This window comes from Neisseria sp. Dent CA1/247 (assembly GCF_022870825.1).
In the GTDB taxonomy this organism is placed as follows: domain Bacteria; phylum Pseudomonadota; class Gammaproteobacteria; order Burkholderiales; family Neisseriaceae; genus Neisseria; species Neisseria zoodegmatis.
The window spans coordinates 1,938,931-1,956,374 of record NZ_CP091522.1; the positions used below are offsets into that span (position 1 = coordinate 1,938,931).

The 17,444-nt window shown below is 51.3% G+C and carries 16 protein-coding genes and 1 other RNA gene; 8 read left to right on the top strand and 9 right to left on the bottom strand.

Features of this window, described 5'->3' with window-relative positions:
- Positions 1-75: 75 nt before the first annotated feature.
- The 4 genes from LVJ85_RS09530 to LVJ85_RS09545 form a co-directional block, all read right to left on the bottom strand.
- Positions 76-1,128, bottom strand: coding sequence for an NADP(H)-dependent aldo-keto reductase (locus LVJ85_RS09530; RefSeq protein WP_244739330.1), 1,053 nt, complete (start codon positions 1,126-1,128; stop codon positions 76-78).
- A gap of 43 nt (positions 1,129-1,171) precedes the next feature.
- Positions 1,172-1,708: a glutathione peroxidase gene (locus tag LVJ85_RS09535; protein ID WP_244739332.1), complete on the bottom strand. Its 537-nt coding sequence runs from the start codon at positions 1,706-1,708 to the stop codon at positions 1,172-1,174.
- Positions 1,709-1,790: 82 nt separating this feature from the next.
- Positions 1,791-2,357, bottom strand: coding sequence for an RNA 2'-phosphotransferase (locus LVJ85_RS09540; protein WP_244739334.1), 567 nt, complete (start codon positions 2,355-2,357; stop codon positions 1,791-1,793).
- 78 nt (positions 2,358-2,435) lie between these two features.
- Positions 2,436-2,939 carry a DUF1841 family protein gene (locus LVJ85_RS09545; RefSeq protein ID WP_244739342.1) on the bottom strand — a complete coding sequence of 168 codons (504 nt, stop codon included), beginning with the start codon at positions 2,937-2,939 and terminating at the stop codon, positions 2,436-2,438.
- Between the two features lie 296 nt (positions 2,940-3,235).
- Between LVJ85_RS09545 and ssrA the strand changes: the two genes are divergently transcribed.
- Positions 3,236-3,597, top strand: a transfer-messenger RNA (tmRNA) gene (gene ssrA, locus LVJ85_RS09550).
- Positions 3,598-3,746: 149 nt separating this feature from the next.
- Here ssrA and ettA read toward each other — a convergent pair.
- From ettA to LVJ85_RS09565, 3 genes are all read right to left on the bottom strand, one after another.
- Positions 3,747-5,423: an energy-dependent translational throttle protein EttA gene (gene ettA, locus LVJ85_RS09555; protein ID WP_095197843.1), complete on the bottom strand. Its 1,677-nt coding sequence runs from the start codon at positions 5,421-5,423 to the stop codon at positions 3,747-3,749.
- Between the two features lie 165 nt (positions 5,424-5,588).
- The gene (hflX, locus tag LVJ85_RS09560) at positions 5,589-6,683 is read right to left on the bottom strand and encodes a GTPase HflX (RefSeq protein ID WP_370686957.1); all 1,095 of its coding nucleotides are present in this window, start codon (positions 6,681-6,683) and stop codon (positions 5,589-5,591) included.
- Positions 6,684-6,831: 148 nt separating this feature from the next.
- A complete protein-coding gene (locus LVJ85_RS09565; RefSeq protein ID WP_244739351.1) occupies positions 6,832-7,605 on the bottom strand; it encodes a TatD family hydrolase in 774 nt (257 codons plus the stop codon).
- A gap of 212 nt (positions 7,606-7,817) precedes the next feature.
- Here LVJ85_RS09565 and uvrA point away from each other — a divergent pair, with 212 nt between their 5' ends.
- The 5 genes from uvrA (at position 7,818) to LVJ85_RS09590 (ending at position 14,058) form a co-directional block, all read left to right on the top strand.
- Complete coding sequence (uvrA, locus tag LVJ85_RS09570) at positions 7,818-10,646, top strand: excinuclease ABC subunit UvrA (protein WP_244739361.1); 2,829 nt, start codon at positions 7,818-7,820, stop codon at positions 10,644-10,646.
- A 27-nt stretch (positions 10,647-10,673) separates the two neighbouring features.
- Positions 10,674-11,183 carry a hypothetical protein gene (locus LVJ85_RS09575; protein ID WP_244739363.1) on the top strand — a complete coding sequence of 170 codons (510 nt, stop codon included), beginning with the start codon at positions 10,674-10,676 and terminating at the stop codon, positions 11,181-11,183.
- A complete protein-coding gene (locus LVJ85_RS09580; RefSeq protein ID WP_085357026.1) occupies positions 11,170-11,511 on the top strand; it encodes a hypothetical protein in 342 nt (113 codons plus the stop codon). The genes LVJ85_RS09575 and LVJ85_RS09580 overlap by 14 nt, the downstream gene beginning before the upstream one ends.
- Positions 11,512-11,921: 410 nt before the next feature.
- Positions 11,922-12,869 (top strand): IS110 family transposase, encoded by a 948-nt coding sequence (locus LVJ85_RS09585; RefSeq protein ID WP_244739372.1) that lies wholly within the window; start codon positions 11,922-11,924, stop codon positions 12,867-12,869.
- Positions 12,870-13,206: 337 nt separating this feature from the next.
- Entirely contained in the window at positions 13,207-14,058 is an 852-nt protein-coding gene (locus tag LVJ85_RS09590; protein ID WP_244739375.1) for a hypothetical protein, read from the top strand.
- Positions 14,059-14,128: 70 nt separating this feature from the next.
- Here the strand turns inward: LVJ85_RS09590 and LVJ85_RS09595 are convergent, their stop codons facing one another.
- Complete coding sequence (locus LVJ85_RS09595) at positions 14,129-14,905, bottom strand: ferredoxin--NADP reductase (protein WP_244739377.1); 777 nt, start codon at positions 14,903-14,905, stop codon at positions 14,129-14,131.
- Positions 14,906-15,050: 145 nt separating this feature from the next.
- On the opposite strand from LVJ85_RS09595, the gene lspA reads away from it, so the two are divergent.
- The gene (gene lspA / locus LVJ85_RS09600; RefSeq protein WP_244739382.1) at positions 15,051-15,566 is read left to right on the top strand and encodes a signal peptidase II; all 516 of its coding nucleotides are present in this window, start codon (positions 15,051-15,053) and stop codon (positions 15,564-15,566) included.
- A gap of 25 nt (positions 15,567-15,591) precedes the next feature.
- Positions 15,592-16,530: a 4-hydroxy-3-methylbut-2-enyl diphosphate reductase gene (gene ispH, locus LVJ85_RS09605; RefSeq protein ID WP_244739384.1), complete on the top strand. Its 939-nt coding sequence runs from the start codon at positions 15,592-15,594 to the stop codon at positions 16,528-16,530.
- A 333-nt stretch (positions 16,531-16,863) separates the two neighbouring features.
- Here the strand turns inward: ispH and LVJ85_RS09610 are convergent, their stop codons facing one another.
- On the bottom strand, positions 16,864-17,370 hold the full coding sequence (locus LVJ85_RS09610; protein ID WP_244739386.1) for a hemerythrin domain-containing protein: 507 nt from the start codon (positions 17,368-17,370) through the stop codon (positions 16,864-16,866).
- Positions 17,371-17,444: the final 74 nt, after the last annotated feature.

A 17,444-nucleotide genomic window follows, 5' to 3' on the forward strand; every position in this document is an offset into this window, starting at 1 on the left:
TTAGCTGTTTGCGCACCACACGCAACGTGCCGAAAGAATGTTTTCAGGCGGCCTCAAAGCCTATCCGACAACAACTTAAGGGCAAGGATTGCTGATTTCGGCGTGCACTTTATCAATGGCGGCCAACACATCTTGCGGCAACTCCACTTCGGCGCTCGCAATATTCTCCCGCAGCTGCGCCATCGTGGTCGCGCCGATGATGTTGCTGGCCAAAAACGCACGGCTGTTCACAAACGCCAGCGACATCGCCGTGAGGCTCAATCCGGCTTCTTCGGCAATCTCGGCATAACGCTCAACCGCAGCGAAACCTTGCGGCTTGGTATAACGCTTGAAGCGTTCAAACAAAGCCAAGCGGCTGCCTTCGGGCAAAGCGCCGTGGCGGTATTTGCCGGTTAACACGCCGAAAGCCAGCGGCGAATAAGCCAGCAACGGTATTTGTTCGCGCAAAGAAATTTCGCTCATGCCCACTTCGTAGCTGCGGTTGAGCAGGTTATACGGATTCTGCACCGAAGCCACGCGCGGCAGCTCAGGGCGGCGTTCATGCTCGTTCAGATAGCGCATCGTGCCCCACGGCGTTTCGTTCGACAAGCCGAAAGCGCGGATTTTGCCCTGCTTCACCAGCTCGCCCAATGCTTCGACAATTTCTTCTAACGGCGTGAAACTTTCTTCGGCCGGAAGTGCCGACACGCCCAGCTTGCCGAAAAAGTTGACTTTGCGCTCCGGCCAATGCAGCTGATACAAATCAAGGTAATCCGTATTCAAACGCTTCAAGCTGGCTTCGCAGGCTTCGAAAATCTGGGCACGGGAAAAATCGTTGCCACCTCGGATGTAGCTGTCGAGATTATTCGCGCCGGTAGGCCCTGCAATTTTGCCGGCCAACACAAAATCATCCCGCCGAGCGCGCTGCTTAATCCAACTGCCGATATATTGCTCGGTGCGGGTGTAAGTTTCTTTACGCGGCGGCACGGGATACATTTCGGCCGTATCGATAAAATTCACGCCGTTTGCCAACGCATAATCGAGCTGCTCATGCGCTTCGGCTTCGGTATTTTGTTCGCCCCACGTCATCGTGCCCAAGCAAATTTTGCTGACCTTGATGCCCGAAGTGCCTAATTCACGCTGTTCCATCGTTTTTCCTTTCCAAATTTTGCGCCACATACTTTTAATACTTTTAAAGCAGGCGGCGGATCGCTTCTTCGCACTCGCCCGGTGCCGCCGCAGGTGCAAAACGGTTTACCGCCCTGCCCTGTCTGTCCACCAAAAATTTGGTGAAATTCCATTCGATATCGCCGCTTTTCTGCCTGATACCGCGCGAAAGCATTTTGAACAGGGCGTTTTTCAACCACCCGCCGCCGCTGTCGTGCGGCTGCTGCGCTTTCAGATAAATATACAAAGGATGCGCCCGCTTGCCGTTGACTTCGATTTTATCGAACACTTCAAACTGCGTACCGAAGCGGGTTTCGCATATCTGCGCGATTTCCTTGCTGCTCTCCGGCGCCTGCCCGCGGAATTGGTTGCACGGAAAATCAAGAATCACCAAACCTTGGTCGGCATAACGCTCGTGCAGAGCCTGCAATTCTTTGTATTGCGGCGTCAACCCGCAATGCGTTGCCGTGTTCACAATCAACAGCACCTTACCGGCATAGTCTGACAAAGGAACTTCAACACCTTCTGCATTTTTTACCGTGAAATCATACACTCCGGCCATATTCTGCCTCTATTTTCCAATGAATTATTTTGCTGGGAACATTTTTCAGACGGCCTCAAGCCTTTGCTCATACCCGCCGCAGCTATTCGGAACCATCCTCAACCACGATATATTGCGGCGGCACATGATCGGCGAGCCAAACATGGTTGCCGCTCAAATAAAAACGGTGGCCGTCTTGATACATTTTTTGCGCCAACACCTTCAAAACCATCACTTTACCGTGCCGCTGCCCCACTTTAACCGCCGTATCGAAGTCGCCCGACAAATGCACATGATGGCGGCTTTTGGCCAGCAAACCCTGCTCGCGGATAGACGGCCAAAAGCGGTCTGCCGTGCCGTGATACAAAACCTCCGGAGGCTCTTGAGGCGGATAATCAATCGCCACTTGGCCGGTCGAATGGCCTTGCTGCGCACGGATTTTGCGCCCGTCTTCCGACAAGGCAAAACGCTTCTTATCATTATTGGCCACCGCATCCAAAAGCAGCGCCCTATCAATATCTCTGCCTTGCTCAGCCGCTTTTTGCAGCAGCTCGTCAACATCCGCCCAACCTTCGCTGTCCAAATGCAAACCGATGGCTTCGGGGTGGTGACGGAGGATATAACTTAAAAATTTACTCGTCTTTTTCACAATAAAAAATCTCTTATTCACTTCATCTGAGGCCGTCTGAAACGGTTTCAGACGGCCTCATGTATCATGTTTTGCAACACATTATCTTAATCGGCAGAATTATTCCCGACCGCTGATTTTATCGGACAACCCAACCTCATGCGGATTGATGCGCGCATTGTCTTCCTGCCCCAAACCCACCAGCCTGCGCAAGCGCGTGATGTAGGCGTTTACATCCAACCCTCGCCCGAAACGCTGCGCTTCCCAAATCGTTTCCGCCAACGCATCGGCCATATCGTGCTCCGCTTTTACCCAATCGCCCGCATGTTTCGCACACAGCTTTTCATGAATCGCACGAATACCCGGCGGCTGGTCTATCGCCGCCTGCTCTTGTATCGAAAGATGCAGCGACATATGCAGAAAAGGATTGGTTTCGCCTGCTTCGGGCGTCCAGTTTTTATCGAGATAGTCTTCGATGTTTTCCAAATAATGATGGTATTCGGGATGCGCTTCGATGATTCTCAACGCTTTTTGCTGCAAGGCATCCATTTGCAAAGGCAGCATACGCTGCTGCCAAACTTGCGCAAAAAAACGGCGCACATCGGTGGTGTTGACATCATACATAATGTGAAGATTCGCAATGGTTTTCAGACGGCCATTATAACCGATAAGGCCGTCTGAAAGCCTTTATATGGTTTTCAAACGGCCTCGCGACATTGATTGGCAATTTATCCGCAACACGCGTATAATTGCCGGTTCCTTTAGCGAATAAACTTATTTTTGATACAAGGCAGCAAGCCGCAGACAATACAAGTAGTACGGAACCGATTCTGTTGCCGCTTTAGCGGTTTACAAAATCGTTCTCTTTGAGCTAAGGCGCAGCAACGCCGTAGCAGAAATAAAGTTTATTTGCGATATCTGGGGGCGATCTTGGTTTCGACGGGGGTTGCGAAGCAGATGCGGGCATACCGGGGTCTCAGATTCCCGTAAAACACTGAACGAAAATAGTCGCAAACGACGAAACTTACGCTTTAGCCGCTTAAGGCTAGCCGTTGCAACAGTTGGTCAATGGGCTGTGTAGCGCAAGCTACGGCAACGTCATTTTACATTGGCTGGTTTTCTGTCGGGTTACTTGGCAGGAAATAAGATTTAAGGTGACTGGTTTCCAAACAGCCTGTCTGTCGGCAGAATGGGAACGAGATTCTAAGTAGGCAAGACTAAGTATGTAGAACGCTTTGTAGAGGACTTTCGGACGGGGGTTCAATTCCCCCCGCCTCCACCAGTTTTCATAAAAGACCTTGTTTAAACAAGGTCTTTTTTATTGCCTGTATAATACTGGCACAGCCTCGGCACAAACAGCCGTTGCCAAAATCTCGTTTAAAACCCAAAAGGCCGTCTGAAACTTTTCAGACGGCCTTTTCAAACTCTTAATCAACGCGTTACCGGTTTATAGCGAATCCGTTTCGGTTTGGCACCCTCTTCACCCAAGCGGCGTTTTTTATCGGCTTCGTATTCCTGATAGTTGCCGTCGAAGAACACCCATTTCGAATCGCCTTCGCAAGCCAGAATGTGGGTAGCGATACGGTCGAGGAACCAGCGGTCGTGCGAAATCACCATCACGCTGCCGGCGAACTCCAGCAAAGCATCTTCCAGTGCACGCAGGGTTTCCACGTCCAAATCGTTGGAAGGTTCGTCCAGCAGCAGCACGTTGCCGCCCGACAGCAAAGTTTTTGCCAAATGCAGGCGGCCGCGTTCGCCGCCGGAAAGGTTGCCGGCAATCTTGCTTTGGTCGCTGCCTTTGAAGTTGAAACGGCCTAAGTAAGCACGGGCGGGGATTTCAAACTGGCCGACTTGCAGAATATCGCGGCCTTCGGCGATGTTGTCGAACACGGTTTTGTCGTTTTGCAAACCTTCGCGGCTTTGATCGATCAACGACATTTTCACGGTTTGGCCGATTTTCACTTCGCCGCTGTCCGGCTGTTCTTTACCGGCAATCATTTTAAACAGGGTCGATTTACCCGCACCGTTGGGGCCGATGATGCCGACAATCGCACCGGGCGGCACTTTGAAGCTCAAGTCGTCGATTAAGAGTTTGTCGCCGAACGACTTGCTCACGTTCACAAACTCGATCACTTCATTGCCCAAACGCTCGGCCACGGGAATAAAGATTTCCTGAGTTTCATTGCGTTTTTGGTATTCATAATTGGACATTTCTTCAAAGCGGGCCAAACGCGCTTTGGATTTGGCTTGGCGGCCTTTGGCATTTTGGCGCACCCATTCCAACTCCTGCTTCATGGCTTTCAGGCGGGCGGCTTCGGTTTTCGCCTCGTTTTCCAAGCGTTTTTCTTTCTGCTCCAGCCAAGAAGAGTAATTGCCTTTCCACGGAATGCCGTGGCCGCGGTCAAGCTCGAGAATCCATTCGGCGGCGTTATCCAAGAAATAACGGTCGTGGGTAACGGCCACTACGGTGCCGGGGAAGCGCACCAAAAACTGCTCCAGCCACTCCACCGATTCGGCATCCAAGTGGTTGGTCGGCTCGTCCAAAAGCAGCATATCCGGCTTGCTCAACAACAGCTTGCACAAGGCCACGCGGCGTTTTTCACCACCGGAAAGATTGCCGATTTTGGCATCCCATTCGGGCAGACGCAGCGCATCGGCGGCAATTTCCAATTCATGCTCCATACCGCCGCCGCTTGAAGAACCTGCGGCGATAATCGCTTCCAAACGGCCCTGCTCTTCCGCCAGTGCATCAAAATCGGCATCCGGATCGGCATACGCGGCATACACTTCTTCCAAACGCTTCTGCGCGGCCGCCACTTCGCCCAAACCGCTTTCCACTTCTTCACGCACAGTTTTTTCAGGATCCAGCTCCGGCTCTTGCGGCAGATAGCCGATTTTGATGCCGCTCATCGGCACGGCTTCGCCTTCAAACTCTTTATCCACGCCCGCCATAATGCGTAGCACGGTGGATTTGCCCGCGCCGTTCAAACCGAGCAGGCCGATTTTCGCGCCGGGGAAAAACGACAAGGAAATGTCTTTAATAATGGTTTTTTGCGGCGGCACCACTTTGCTCACGCGCAGCATGGAATAAACGTATTGGCTCATAATGTTCTCTTTTAATCGTATTGGGAAAAATGTTTTCAGACGGCCTGAACATCATGAAAGGCCGTCTGAATGGAATCACTTAGGCTTTGTTTCACAGTGGTGTATGTTTTGCACAAAGCCAAATAAAGATAGGCGGTATTCTAACCTCAATTGCTTGTAAAACCTATCTTAATCTCGCGCCCGCTCAATCATCGCCTCGCGCAAAGCATCCAAACCCAAACTTTCGGTTACCGAAACATTCACCGCCACCGCCCTGCCCTGCGTATCGCACAAAATACCGGCAGGGCGTTTGTTGTCGGGCAGCAGGTCGATTTTGTTATACACAATCAGTTGCGGCACTTCATGCGCACCGATTTCTTCCAGCACGGTATTCACATCATCCATCTGCCGCTCAAAATCGGGATGGCTGGCATCGACCACATGCAGCAGCACGTCGGCCAGCGCGGTTTCTTCCAAAGTGGCCGAAAATGCAGACACCAGCTTGTGCGGCAAATCGCGCACGAAGCCGACGGTGTCGGTTAGGATAACCGTGGCCTCGGGCGACAGATACAGGCGGCGGGCGGTGGTGTCGAGCGTGGCGAACAGTTGGTCTTTCGCCAGCACGTCGGCTTTGGTTAAACGGTTGAACAGGCTGGATTTTCCCGCATTGGTATAGCCGACCAGCGCAAAGGTTTTAATGCTGCCCTGCATCCGCGATTTGCGGCGGGTAGCACGCTGTTTCTGCACGTTTTGCAGTTGTCTTTTCAAGGCGGTGATTTTTTGGTTGATCAAACGGCGGTCGGTTTCGAGCTGGGTTTCGCCCGGGCCTTTCAAACCGATACCGCCTTTCTGGCTTTGCATGTGTCCGTAACCGCGCACCAACCGCCCGCTTAAGTGGTTGAGCTGCGCCAACTCCACTTGCAGCTTACCTTCTTGCGATTGTGCGCGTTTGGCGAAAATCGCCAGAATCAGCCCTACGCGGTCAAGCACGCGACATTGCAAAACGCGCTCCAAATTGCGCTCCTGCGTCGGCGTCAGCTCGTGGTTGAACACCACCAATTCGATGTCGTGCCGCTGCACAACTTCTGCCAACTCCTCGGCCTTGCCCGTACCGACAAACAGCGCGGTATGGGCTTTGTCGCGCTTGGCGGTTTCGGTGCACACCAAATCGCCGCCTGCCGCGCGCACCAAGTCTGCCGCTTCGGCTAAGGCCGTCTGAAAACCCTGTTCGCGCAATTCGTTAGCACCGGAATAGTCCGCACTCAGCATCACGCCCACCAGCATCACGCGCTCCGGTTTTTCAAGGGATTTGTCGATTTGAAACAGGGTGGGTTTACTCACGGTTCACGCTCCGTTTAGGGAAAGTTTTCAGACGGCCTCTGTGGGTTTGCCATGTTTCCAAGATGATGGTTTGCTGCGGTTTCAGCTTTTTTCACACCGCCTTGGGCACTTTGTTAAACAGCCGGTAGAAGTTTTCGGTGGTGATTTCAGCAATATGCTCCACCGAATCGCCGCGCAGTTTCGCTACGAATTCGGCAGTATAACGCACATAAGCCGGCTCGTTGGGCTTGCCGCGCTTGGGCACGGGAGCGAGAAACGGCGCGTCGGTTTCCACCAAAATCCGGTCGGCAGGCACATATTTGGCGGCTTCCTGAATATCGACGGCATTTTTAAAGGTAACGATGCCGGAAAACGAAATATAAAAGCCCAAATCCAATGCGGCTTTGGCCACTTCCACATTCTCGGTAAAACAATGGATTACCCCGGCATGCGCCTGATGTTCGCGCAGCATCCGCATGGTATCCGCCGCCGCTTCGCGGGTATGCACCACCAACGGCAGCCCGCTTTGGTTGGCCGCTACAATGTGGTCGGCAAACCGTTGGTGCTGCCAACCCAAATCGCCTTTGCACCAATAGTAATCCAAGCCCGTTTCGCCGATGCCCACCACTTTCGGATGTTTCGCATGCTCCACCAATTCGGCAACGGTAAATTCGGGCGTGTCTTGTTGGTCGGGATGAACGCCGACGGTGGCATAAATATGTTCGTGCGCTTCGGCCAGCGCCAACACTTCGGTAAACGTTTGTTTGCTCACGCTGATGGCCAGCGCCTGCTTCACGTCGTTTTCCTTCATGTTGGCGAATACTTCGGGCAGGCGGCTGCTGAGGCCGTCGAAATTCAGATGGCAATGGGAGTCGATTAAGTGCATGATGAGCTTAAACTGTGGGAAAAGTCAGTAAAGATAACATATCGGCGCGGCGGATAACAGCGGGCGCGGCCAAACCGCTTTTGCCTTCATACTTGATTCGGCCTTTGAGGCCGTCTGAAAAGTATTTACCTCTCCCAACTGCACGGCAGCACACATAAAAATGTTACAATACGCGGTTCTTTTTTAACCGGAATTCAGGCGGCCTCACCATCATGAGCAAGCAAGACAACGACACCATCCGTATCCGCGGCGCACGCACCCATAATCTGAAAAACGTCGATCTCGACATCCCCCGCCACAAGCTCGTGGTGGTAACCGGTTTGTCGGGCAGCGGCAAATCCTCGCTCGCGTTCGACACGCTCTATGCCGAAGGCCAGCGCCGTTATGTGGAAAGCCTTTCCGCCTATGCGCGCCAGTTTTTGCAGATGATGGATAAGCCCGATGTCGATTTGATCGAAGGCTTGTCGCCCGCGATTTCAATTGAACAAAAGTCCACCAGCCACAACCCGCGCTCCACCGTCGGCACCGTGACCGAAATCCACGACTATCTGCGCCTCTTGTATGCCCGCGTCGGCACGCCGCATTGCCCCGAACACGATTTGCCCTTGAGCAGCCAAACCGTGTCGCAAATGGTGGATGCCGTCTTAAAACTGCCTGAAGACACCCGCGTGATGATCCTCGCCCCCGCCGTGCGCGAACGCAAAGGCGAGTTTGTCAATTTCTTTGCCGACTTGCAGGCGCAAGGCTTTGCCCGCGTGCGTGTGGACGGCGAAGTCTATCAGCTAGACGAAGTACCCAAGCTCGAAAAAAACATCAAACACAATATCGACGTAGTCATCGACCGCGTAAAAGTGAAAGCCGACATCAAACAGCGGCTGGCCGAAAGTTTTGAAACCGCCTTGCGCCACGGCGGCGAACGCGCGTTGGCAATGGAAATGGACAGCGGCGAAGAGCATTGGTTTTCCTCGCAATTCGCCTGCCCCGTGTGCTCATACAGCCTGCCCGAACTCGAACCGCGCCTGTTTTCCTTCAACAACCCCGTCGGCGCCTGCCCCACTTGCGACGGCTTGGGCAGCATGAATTTCTTCGACCCCGAACGCGTGGTCGCCCACCCCGAGCTTTCCCTAGCCGCCGGTGCGATTAAAGGCTGGGACAAACGCAACCAGTTCTATTTCCAAATGATTCAATCGCTGGCACGGCATTATCAATTCGATGTCGATACCCCGTTTGAAGGGCTACCTGAAAACATCCGCAAAATCGTGCTGCACGGCTCCGGCAAAGAAGTGATTGATTTCACCTACCTTTCCGAACGCGGCACCACCTTCAACCGCAGCCACGCCTTTGAAGGCATCATCCCCAACCTCGAACGCCGCTACCGCGAAACCGATTCGCCCACCGTGCGCGAACAGCTTGCCGAATACCAAAGCCATCGTGCCTGCCCGAGCTGCGGCGGCGCACGTTTGCGCAAAGAAGCGCGTTATGTTTATGTGGGCAAACAGCCGCTGCACGAAATCTCCGCATGGCCGCTCACCCAAACGCATCAGTTCTTTGAAACCCTCGATTTGGAAGGCAACAAAAAACACATCGCCGAAAAAATCCTCAAAGAAATCACCGAGCGCTTGGGCTTTCTGATTAACGTCGGCCTCGATTATCTGAACCTCAGCCGCAGCGCCGAAACCCTTTCCGGCGGCGAAGCCCAGCGCATCCGCCTCGCCAGCCAAATCGGCAGCGGCCTCACCGGTGTAATGTACGTGTTGGACGAACCCTCCATCGGCCTGCACCAGCGCGACAACGACCGCCTGCTCGCCACCCTCAAACGCCTGCGCGACCTCGGCAACAGCGTCATCGTGGTCGAACACGACGAAGATGCCATCCGCGAAGCCGATTTCGTTATCGACATGGGCCCCGGCGCGGGCGAACACGGTGGCAACGTTATCATTGCCGACACGCCCGACAAAGTCGCCGCCTGCACAAACTCCGTTACCGGCCAATACCTCAGCGGCAAAAAAGCCATCGCCGTGCCATCTGAAAGAACGCCCGTCAACCCCGAAAAAATGCTCGTCCTCAAAGGCGCACGCGGCAACAACCTCAAAAACGTTACCCTCGAACTGCCTTTGGGTTTGATTACCTGTATCACCGGCGTATCCGGCAGCGGCAAATCCACCCTGATTAACGACACCCTCGCCAAAATCACCGCCCGCGAACTCAACCGCGCCCACGAAGAACCCGCGCCCTACGACGACATCACCGGCCTCGAACACCTCGACAAGGTTATCAACGTCGACCAATCCCCCATCGGCCGCACACCCCGCTCCAACCCCGCCACCTACACCGGCCTCTTTACCCCCATCCGCGAACTCTTCGCCGGCGTGCCACTTGCCCGCGAACGCGGCTACAACGTCGGCCGCTTCTCCTTCAACGTCAAAGGCGGCCGCTGCGAAGCCTGCCAAGGCGACGGCGTGATCAAAGTCGAAATGCACTTCCTGCCCGACGTTTACGTGCCCTGTGAAGTGTGCCACGGCAAACGCTACAACCGCGAAACCCTTGAAGTGCAATACAAAGACAAAAACATCAGCCAAGTGCTCGACATGACCGTAGAAGAAGCCCGCGAATTCTTCGACGCCGTGCCCACCGTATCCCGCAAACTGCAAACCCTGATGGACGTAGGCTTAGGCTACATCCGCCTCGGCCAATCCGCCACCACCCTCTCCGGCGGCGAAGCCCAACGCGTCAAACTCGCTCTCGAACTCTCCAAACGCGACACCGGCCGCACCCTCTACATCCTAGACGAACCCACCACCGGCCTGCACTTCGCCGACATCGCCCTGCTGCTGGAAGTAATCGGCCGTCTGAAAGGCAAAGGCAACTCGATTGTGATTATTGAGCACAATCTTGATGTGATTAAGACAGCGGATTATATTGTGGACTTGGGGCCGGAAGGTGGCGATGGCGGGGGGCGGATTATTGCTTCAGGTAGCCCGGAGGAAGTGGTTAAGGTTGAGGGGAGTTATACTGGGAAGTATCTGGAAAATATTTTTTAAATCTAGCAAGCAGGAGTAAAATAAAAAATGACGTTATCAGATATAGTTAGTATAGTTGGAACAGTAATCTCCTGTTTCGGTTTTGGATTTACTATATTTCAATTACATAAAACAAAATCCATTGCAGAAGCAGCTAAACTTGCTTCTGAAGATACAAAAGCTGTTATCCAACAATTAGATATCATCATCTCTATACATAAAGTAACTAGTAAATCTAATGAATTGATCGCTGCTTTACGCAGCAGAAATTTCTCAATTGCTGTTTTTCATGTCATGGAGTTGAGAAATGATATTAGTAAATTAAAAGGCCAACAACCTGAAAACTCAGATTACTTATCAAAATTTGACCAGCACTTAGCTATGCTAACAGAGATTCATTCTTACATTGAGAAATCATCAATGAATAAATTTGACCATGATAGAATTGCAGACATTATTCTAAAAATATCAGAAATATGCGACTATCTTTCTGAAATTTCATCACAAAATGTATTTTTACTAACAAATTCAGGAATAAAATTAAATGGCGATACCTAAAATATATAATGAGATTATTGATAAAATCAGCGAACAAACTGAAAACGGGTTAATAGAATGGAATAAAAATCCTTTCGAAATATTTGAAGCCCATTTAGGAACAAATTATGTTCGGTTATGGGCAGGGAAAGATGAAAATGAAGAATCATTTGTTTCATTTGCATTAATAGATAAAGAGAAAGAACCTCTTGATTCTTGGTTTGTTGACGCATATGAGAATGACTATACTAAAATGAAAGAACTTTATGACAATGTTCTACGCTCAAGACAAGAGCTTCGAGAAGCAATTCAAAATTTATCAATTACATTAAAAAATCAAGATTCATAACAAGCAAGTCGTAGCCTGCATAAAACCATGCGTAGCAAGCCGTAGCCTGCATAAAACCTAAAACTCTATGCGTAGGGTATGTGCGGTACGCACGCGTTGTATGGTTCTCCGCTCCAATGCCGTCTGAAACTTTCTTTTCAGACGGCATTGTTTTGTACATAAATAATGTAGCGTGATTTTAAAATCTTAATGGCTGATATGCGCTGTTCCATTCAAAACCGCGTGCGTGGCTGCGCCACACACCCTTGTATGTTGAAACTAATGTACCATGGCAAGCAAACAGGCCGTCTGCCTCCGAACACACCCTTGGGCTTCCGCACCCGTATTGTAGCCAAACGAGCAGACGGCCAATCATCAACACAACCGAACAGTTGCAAGACCCTACAACCGAATACAAGGATGGTTTATTGATGAGCACCCAAAATTATGGCGGCATAGACGTAGCCAAAAAGAACTTCGTCATCGGTATTACCGGTAAGGCCAAAACCAAAACCGAAACCAATAATGCCAAAGGTTTCCAACATACCGTCGACTATTTGCGCAAACACAATGTCGATTTGGTTGTACTGGAAAGTACCGGCGGGTTAGAAATCCCTCTAGCCAAAGCGTTGCACCATGCAGGATTGCGTGTTGTCATCGCCAACCCACGCCAAACACATTCCTATTCCCAATCTTTTTCTTTAGGCAAAACCGATGCCAAAGACGCTAAAATGTTGGCCGATTTCGCCCAAGCCATCGAGACTAAAGGATTGGTGGGCGATATGCGCTATATTCCGCCTTCTACCGAAGAAGAAACGCTCGAAGCCTTGGTCAAACGCCGCAGCCAGTTGGTAGAGATGCGAGCGGTGGAGAAGAACCGCCACCATCAGATTCACGAGAGCCAAAAGCAGAGCGTTGCAGACCTTATCCGTCACTTTGACCGCCTAATCACCGATCTAGATAAACAAATCGACAGGTACGGTGGTGGTTTCAATGAAAAGGGAGATACTGTCTGCTCAATTAAAGGCGTGGGCAAAAATATCTGCGCCACCTTAATGGCGATGCTGCCCGAATTGGGAAAACTATCGCACAAACGCATTGCTATGCTGGTAGGTGTGGTGCCGCCACCCAATGAAAGCGGGGAATCCAAAACCAAGACAGGTTGTATTGGCGGCAGAATGGCAGTACGTAATGCGCTGTATATGGCGGCCTTAACCGCCAGCCGTTTTGAACCGAAGATTAAGGCGTTTTACGAACGGCTAACGCAACGCGGAAAACCGTTCAAAGTAGCCATCAATGCGTGTATGCACAAACTGCTGCGTATTCTGAATGCCCGGGTAAGGGATTACCTGCATTCAAACAACCTGCAATGCGCTTAATTACCTGTGTTTGCTGTTGCTGACCGACGGGTTGGTAACACAGTTGCTACCAATGAAGATTTAACGTTCGCTATGCTTTAAAGTGTAGGGTGTCACGCACGCATTACTTGAGGAACTGCAATTCATATACTAAGGCCGTCTGAAAACGAACTGCACAGGTTTCTCTAAAACATCTTATCTCTCTCATTCCCCAGCCACCTAGACTTAATGAAAACAATGATTTATATTGTTAATATAACATCAAAACAAAACAGCATTCCCCAATATCCACACACACCCAAACTCAAAATTTATACTGAATCGCATCGAAAAACCTTTAACTGCGAGGGAGAAGCAAATGGAGAACTATCTTCCGGAACATGCGAAAACCGGCATCGTGCCGTCGATTAGAAATATACAGGTGGGGTCGGTCGATATTTTGGGGAACACGGTTGTGAATGTGCTGGCGATGCACAACGAGTATGTGATTTATGAAATCGACAGCTCGAATATTCAAAACCGAATCAAGCTCTTTATCGACGGGCATACGGATGAATCTGAAAAAATCATTCGAGATAGGTTCAATAAAGTGCGGTGCGATTATATTCTGGCCAAAGGCATTCTTTCGCGTTCGATTAATTTTGAAACCAACAAGCAGCGGATTGCTCATGCGCTGGCGATGTGTTTGAACAATGATGATGCAGACAACGTCAACCTCTTCCCCCGCCTGATTGATGCGATTCACGACGAGCAAAATCTTATTTTGAAAAACCGGCTGCTTTATCTGCTGCCAAACATTATTTCGATTTGTTTGTGCGTGTTGTTTAAAGTGGCGTCGGAAGTGTTCCCGTTTGGAAAAGATTATGCTTTTCTGCAAAATTTTTTGGACATTCTGCCGTTTATTTTCGCCATTCTGCTCGGCAACAGCACGGGGGTGTTGATTAACTCTAAGAATTTGAGTTTTCAGGAATTTGAGAGAAGGCATTGCTATTTTCTGATTGGTTTGGAGCGTTTGTTTTTGGCCTTCTTCACGGGCAGCATCACTTATATTTTGATTAAGTCCAACCTGATCAGCTCGGTGATTTTGTCAGAGGATAATCCGTGGTCGCTTATGTTGATTTTGATTATTGCGGGCTATTCGGAAAGTTTTATTCCGAGCATTTTAACGAAATCGGAATCTGCGATTTTAACTTCTGCGCCTTATAAATAAGCGTTGCTCATGAAAGAGGCCGTCTGAAACTGTTCAGACGGCCTCTTCAATTAAGCATCCGCAAGATTCATTAAAATCCGTTTTCCATCATGATTTGCCCGGGAATGCGGTTGCGGTGCATGGCGAAACCCATGTCCAGCAAGGCTTGGAAAGTGTCTTTCACCATGGCAGGGTTACCGCAGATCATGAAACGGGTGTCTGCGGGGGTAAACTGCATATCGAGTGCGGCAGCGAGTTCGCCGTTTTTTAACAGTTCGGGCAGGCGTTTGCCGAGGGCGCCGTCGGTGGTTTCGCGGGTAACGACGGGTACGAAATGCAGTTTGTGGAAATGTTCTTCAATCAGCGGATGCTCGGCAAGGGCGGCGATGCGGTCGTTGAAAATCAGTTCGTTGCCGTAAGAAACGGAGTGTGCGAGGGCGAGGCGGTCGAAGCGTTGCCAGATTTCGGGCTGTTCCAAAATCGACAGAAACGGCGCGATGCCGGAGCCTGTGCAAAGCATCACTAAATCTTTGCCGTCGGGGAAACGCTCGGGCAGCAAAAAGCCGGTGGCGTTTTTGTCGAGCAGAATGGTGTCGCCCTCTTTCATCGCGGCGAGTTTGGCCGACATGGGGCCGCCTTCGATCAAAACGGCGAAGTATTCTAAGGTGTCGGCGTATTCGGCGGAAACGACGGAATAGGCGCGCCAGATAAAGCCTTCGCCGTCACGAAAGCCTAAACGTGAAAATTGGCCGGCCGAAAAACGGTAGGCTTCGGGGCGGGAGATGGCGAATGTCATCAGCTTGGGTGTGTGGTGCTTGATCCATAATACGGTTTCTTCCGTATATTTGGCTTCGGGTGAGGCGGCCATGAGGTTTCCGATATTTAAATGTTTTCAGACGGCCTGAATTATACCTAAAGGCCGTCTGAAACAATACGGTGCAGGGTATTTTTAACCCCGCGCGGGCGTGATTCAGGTAAAATGCGGGTCTTTGATTCTTTGGCATTACACACACATGACCACTCAGAAAACTTCCAAAATCAAATATTGGCTGCTGATTGCGGCCGCCATCGTGCTTGATCAGATTACCAAAATCGCCGTATTGCAGAATTTTGAATTTGCCGAACGGCTCAACGTGATTCCCCATATTTTTGATTTAACGCTGGTATTCAACACCGGCGCGGCGTTTAGCTTTTTGGCGGACGCAGGCGGCTGGCAAAAATATTTTTTCTTGGGGCTGGCTGCCGTAATCAGCTTCTACCTTGCCCGTGCGATTGTGAAAGACGATTTCGGCAAATGGGGTAAACTCGGTGCGGCTATGGTGATCGGCGGCGCCGTCGGCAATGTGATCGACCGCCTGATTCACGGCCATGTGGTTGATTTTCTGCTGGTTTACTGGCAAAACTGGTATTATCCGGCGTTTAACGTGGCCGACAGTTTTATCTGTGTTGGCGCCGCATTGCTGATACTCGACGGCTTCAAACACAAAAAAGCCGACGATAAAGAAGAAAAAGCCGCTAAGGCCGTCTGAACATTATTGTGAAGCAAACACCATCATGACGAAAAAAACCATTATTTTGGCCAACCCGCGCGGTTTCTGTGCGGGCGTTGACCGCGCCATCAGCATCGTAGAGCGCGCGCTGGAAGAATTCGGCGCGCCGATTTATGTGCGCCATGAAGTCGTGCACAACAAATTCGTGGTGGACAATCTGCGCGAAAAAGGCGCGGTGTTCATCGAAGACCTTGCCGACGTGCCGGAAGGCGCAACGCTGATTTATTCCGCCCACGGCGTATCGAAAGCCGTGCAGGATGAAGCGGTTGAGCGCGGTTTTCAGGTGTTTGACGCCACCTGCCCGCTGGTTACGAAAGTGCATAAAGAAGTGGCGCGTTTGGATAGCCAAGGCTATCAAATCATCATGATCGGCCATGCCGGCCACCCCGAAGTGGAAGGCACGATGGGGCAGCTGCCCGAAGGCAGTATGCTGCTGGTGGAAACGGTGGACGACGTTGCCAAGCTCGAAGTGCGCGATGCCGAAAAGCTCGCCCATGTGAGCCAAACCACTCTATCGGTGGACGAAACCCGCGACATCATCGAAGCCTTGCAGGCGCGTTTTCCGCACATTCGCAGCCCGCACAAAGAAGATATCTGCTACGCCACCACCAACCGCCAAGAAGCGGTAAAGGATTTGGCGGCAGAATGCGATATCGTAATCGTGGTCGGCTCGCCCAACTCGTCCAACAGTAACCGCTTGCGCGAAGTGGCCGCCCTGCGCGACGTTGATGCCTATATGGTGGACAACGCAGGCTACTTGCAGCGCGAATGGTTTGAAGGCAAAAACAAAGTAGGCGTAACCGCCGGAGCTTCCGCACCCGAAGTATTGGTGCAGGAAGTGATTGCCGCCATTCAAAGCTGGGGGCACGACACCGTGCGCGAAGGCGAAGGCGTGGAAGAAAGCATTGTGTTTGTTTTGCCCAAGGCTTTGAGAAAAGAGTAAGCCGTTTGCTCTGTGAATTTAAAACAGCGTAGCGCACGCCCTGCCCTACGCTGTTTTTTAATGGCTTAGGTTGCTTGAGGCCGTCTGAAAAACCGCCAAACGGGTTTCAGACGGCCTCAAACCTTGGCATAAGTCAGCCGCCATTCCGAGATATTCATACCCAAGAAAACCGTAGGGGCGGATTGCATATCCGCCCCTACGAAATCTGTTTGCGGCTTGAAAAAATTTAGCCCCCCAAAACCCGCTTTGACGAAATTCGCACAATTCGCTTTCAGACGGCCTCAAGCAATTTTCATTTTATCCAAAGATACAAACCGCTTTTACTCCCGCATCTCAAGCCTTGCGCCTTGCTGCCATCTTCCGCCCTATCTCTGCCAATGCCTGCTGCGGAATCTGCCTGCCCATTTCAAACAACGGTTCTTCCAAAGCCAAATGGGCTTCGTAGGCGGCGCAAAAACGCTGAAGCACCACTTCGTCCACGCGATAGGCGCAGTCGGCCTGCAAACGGGCAAATTCTTGCTCTACCGCCGCCCAGTTTTCATGCAGGCTTTCGTGCTGGCGTAACAATTCGTTAATATTTTCCTGCGCCTGCGGGCAATATTGCAGCAACAGCGGGAAAAAATCGCTTTCTTCATCCTCATGATGCAGCGGCGCGGCCACATTGAAATATTGGCTGATCTGTTTAACCGCCTGCAACACGGTTTCGTTGCAGCCGTGTTGCGCCAGATATTCGGGCAACACTTCAATCTGGCTGCAAAAACGGCGCACTTTGCCATGGCAGGCATACAGCATATCAATCGGTTCGGCAAAGGTCACGCTGCGCGTATCGAAAAGGTTCATTCTGTCTCCTTTCATTTTTGCCCATCATAAACCTTTCGCCGCCAAATGTTTAGCCGCCGTCCGCACGATTGCCG

Excerpts from the sequence above, each read along its gene's own strand:
- LVJ85_RS09530 (WP_244739330.1), bottom strand. The coding sequence starts at position 1,128 with ATGGAACAGCGTGAATTAGGCACTTCGGGCATCAAGGTCAGCAAAATT.
- LVJ85_RS09535 (WP_244739332.1), bottom strand. The coding sequence starts at position 1,708 with ATGGCCGGAGTGTATGATTTCACGGTAAAAAATGCAGAAGGTGTTGAA.
- LVJ85_RS09545 (WP_244739342.1), bottom strand. The coding sequence starts at position 2,939 with ATGTATGATGTCAACACCACCGATGTGCGCCGTTTTTTTGCGCAAGTT.
- hflX (WP_370686957.1), bottom strand. The coding sequence starts at position 6,683 with ATGCTGGTGGGCGTGATGCTGAGTGCGGACTATTCCGGTGCTAACGAA.
- LVJ85_RS09565 (WP_244739351.1), bottom strand. The coding sequence starts at position 7,605 with ATGCACTTAATCGACTCCCATTGCCATCTGAATTTCGACGGCCTCAGC.
- uvrA (WP_244739361.1), top strand. The coding sequence starts at position 7,818 with ATGAGCAAGCAAGACAACGACACCATCCGTATCCGCGGCGCACGCACC.
- LVJ85_RS09575 (WP_244739363.1), top strand. The coding sequence starts at position 10,674 with ATGACGTTATCAGATATAGTTAGTATAGTTGGAACAGTAATCTCCTGT.
- LVJ85_RS09580 (WP_085357026.1), top strand. The coding sequence starts at position 11,170 with ATGGCGATACCTAAAATATATAATGAGATTATTGATAAAATCAGCGAA.
- LVJ85_RS09585 (WP_244739372.1), top strand. The coding sequence starts at position 11,922 with ATGAGCACCCAAAATTATGGCGGCATAGACGTAGCCAAAAAGAACTTC.
- LVJ85_RS09590 (WP_244739375.1), top strand. The coding sequence starts at position 13,207 with ATGGAGAACTATCTTCCGGAACATGCGAAAACCGGCATCGTGCCGTCG.
- LVJ85_RS09595 (WP_244739377.1), bottom strand. The coding sequence starts at position 14,905 with ATGGCCGCCTCACCCGAAGCCAAATATACGGAAGAAACCGTATTATGG.
- lspA (WP_244739382.1), top strand. The coding sequence starts at position 15,051 with ATGACCACTCAGAAAACTTCCAAAATCAAATATTGGCTGCTGATTGCG.
- ispH (WP_244739384.1), top strand. The coding sequence starts at position 15,592 with ATGACGAAAAAAACCATTATTTTGGCCAACCCGCGCGGTTTCTGTGCG.
- LVJ85_RS09610 (WP_244739386.1), bottom strand. The coding sequence starts at position 17,370 with ATGAACCTTTTCGATACGCGCAGCGTGACCTTTGCCGAACCGATTGAT.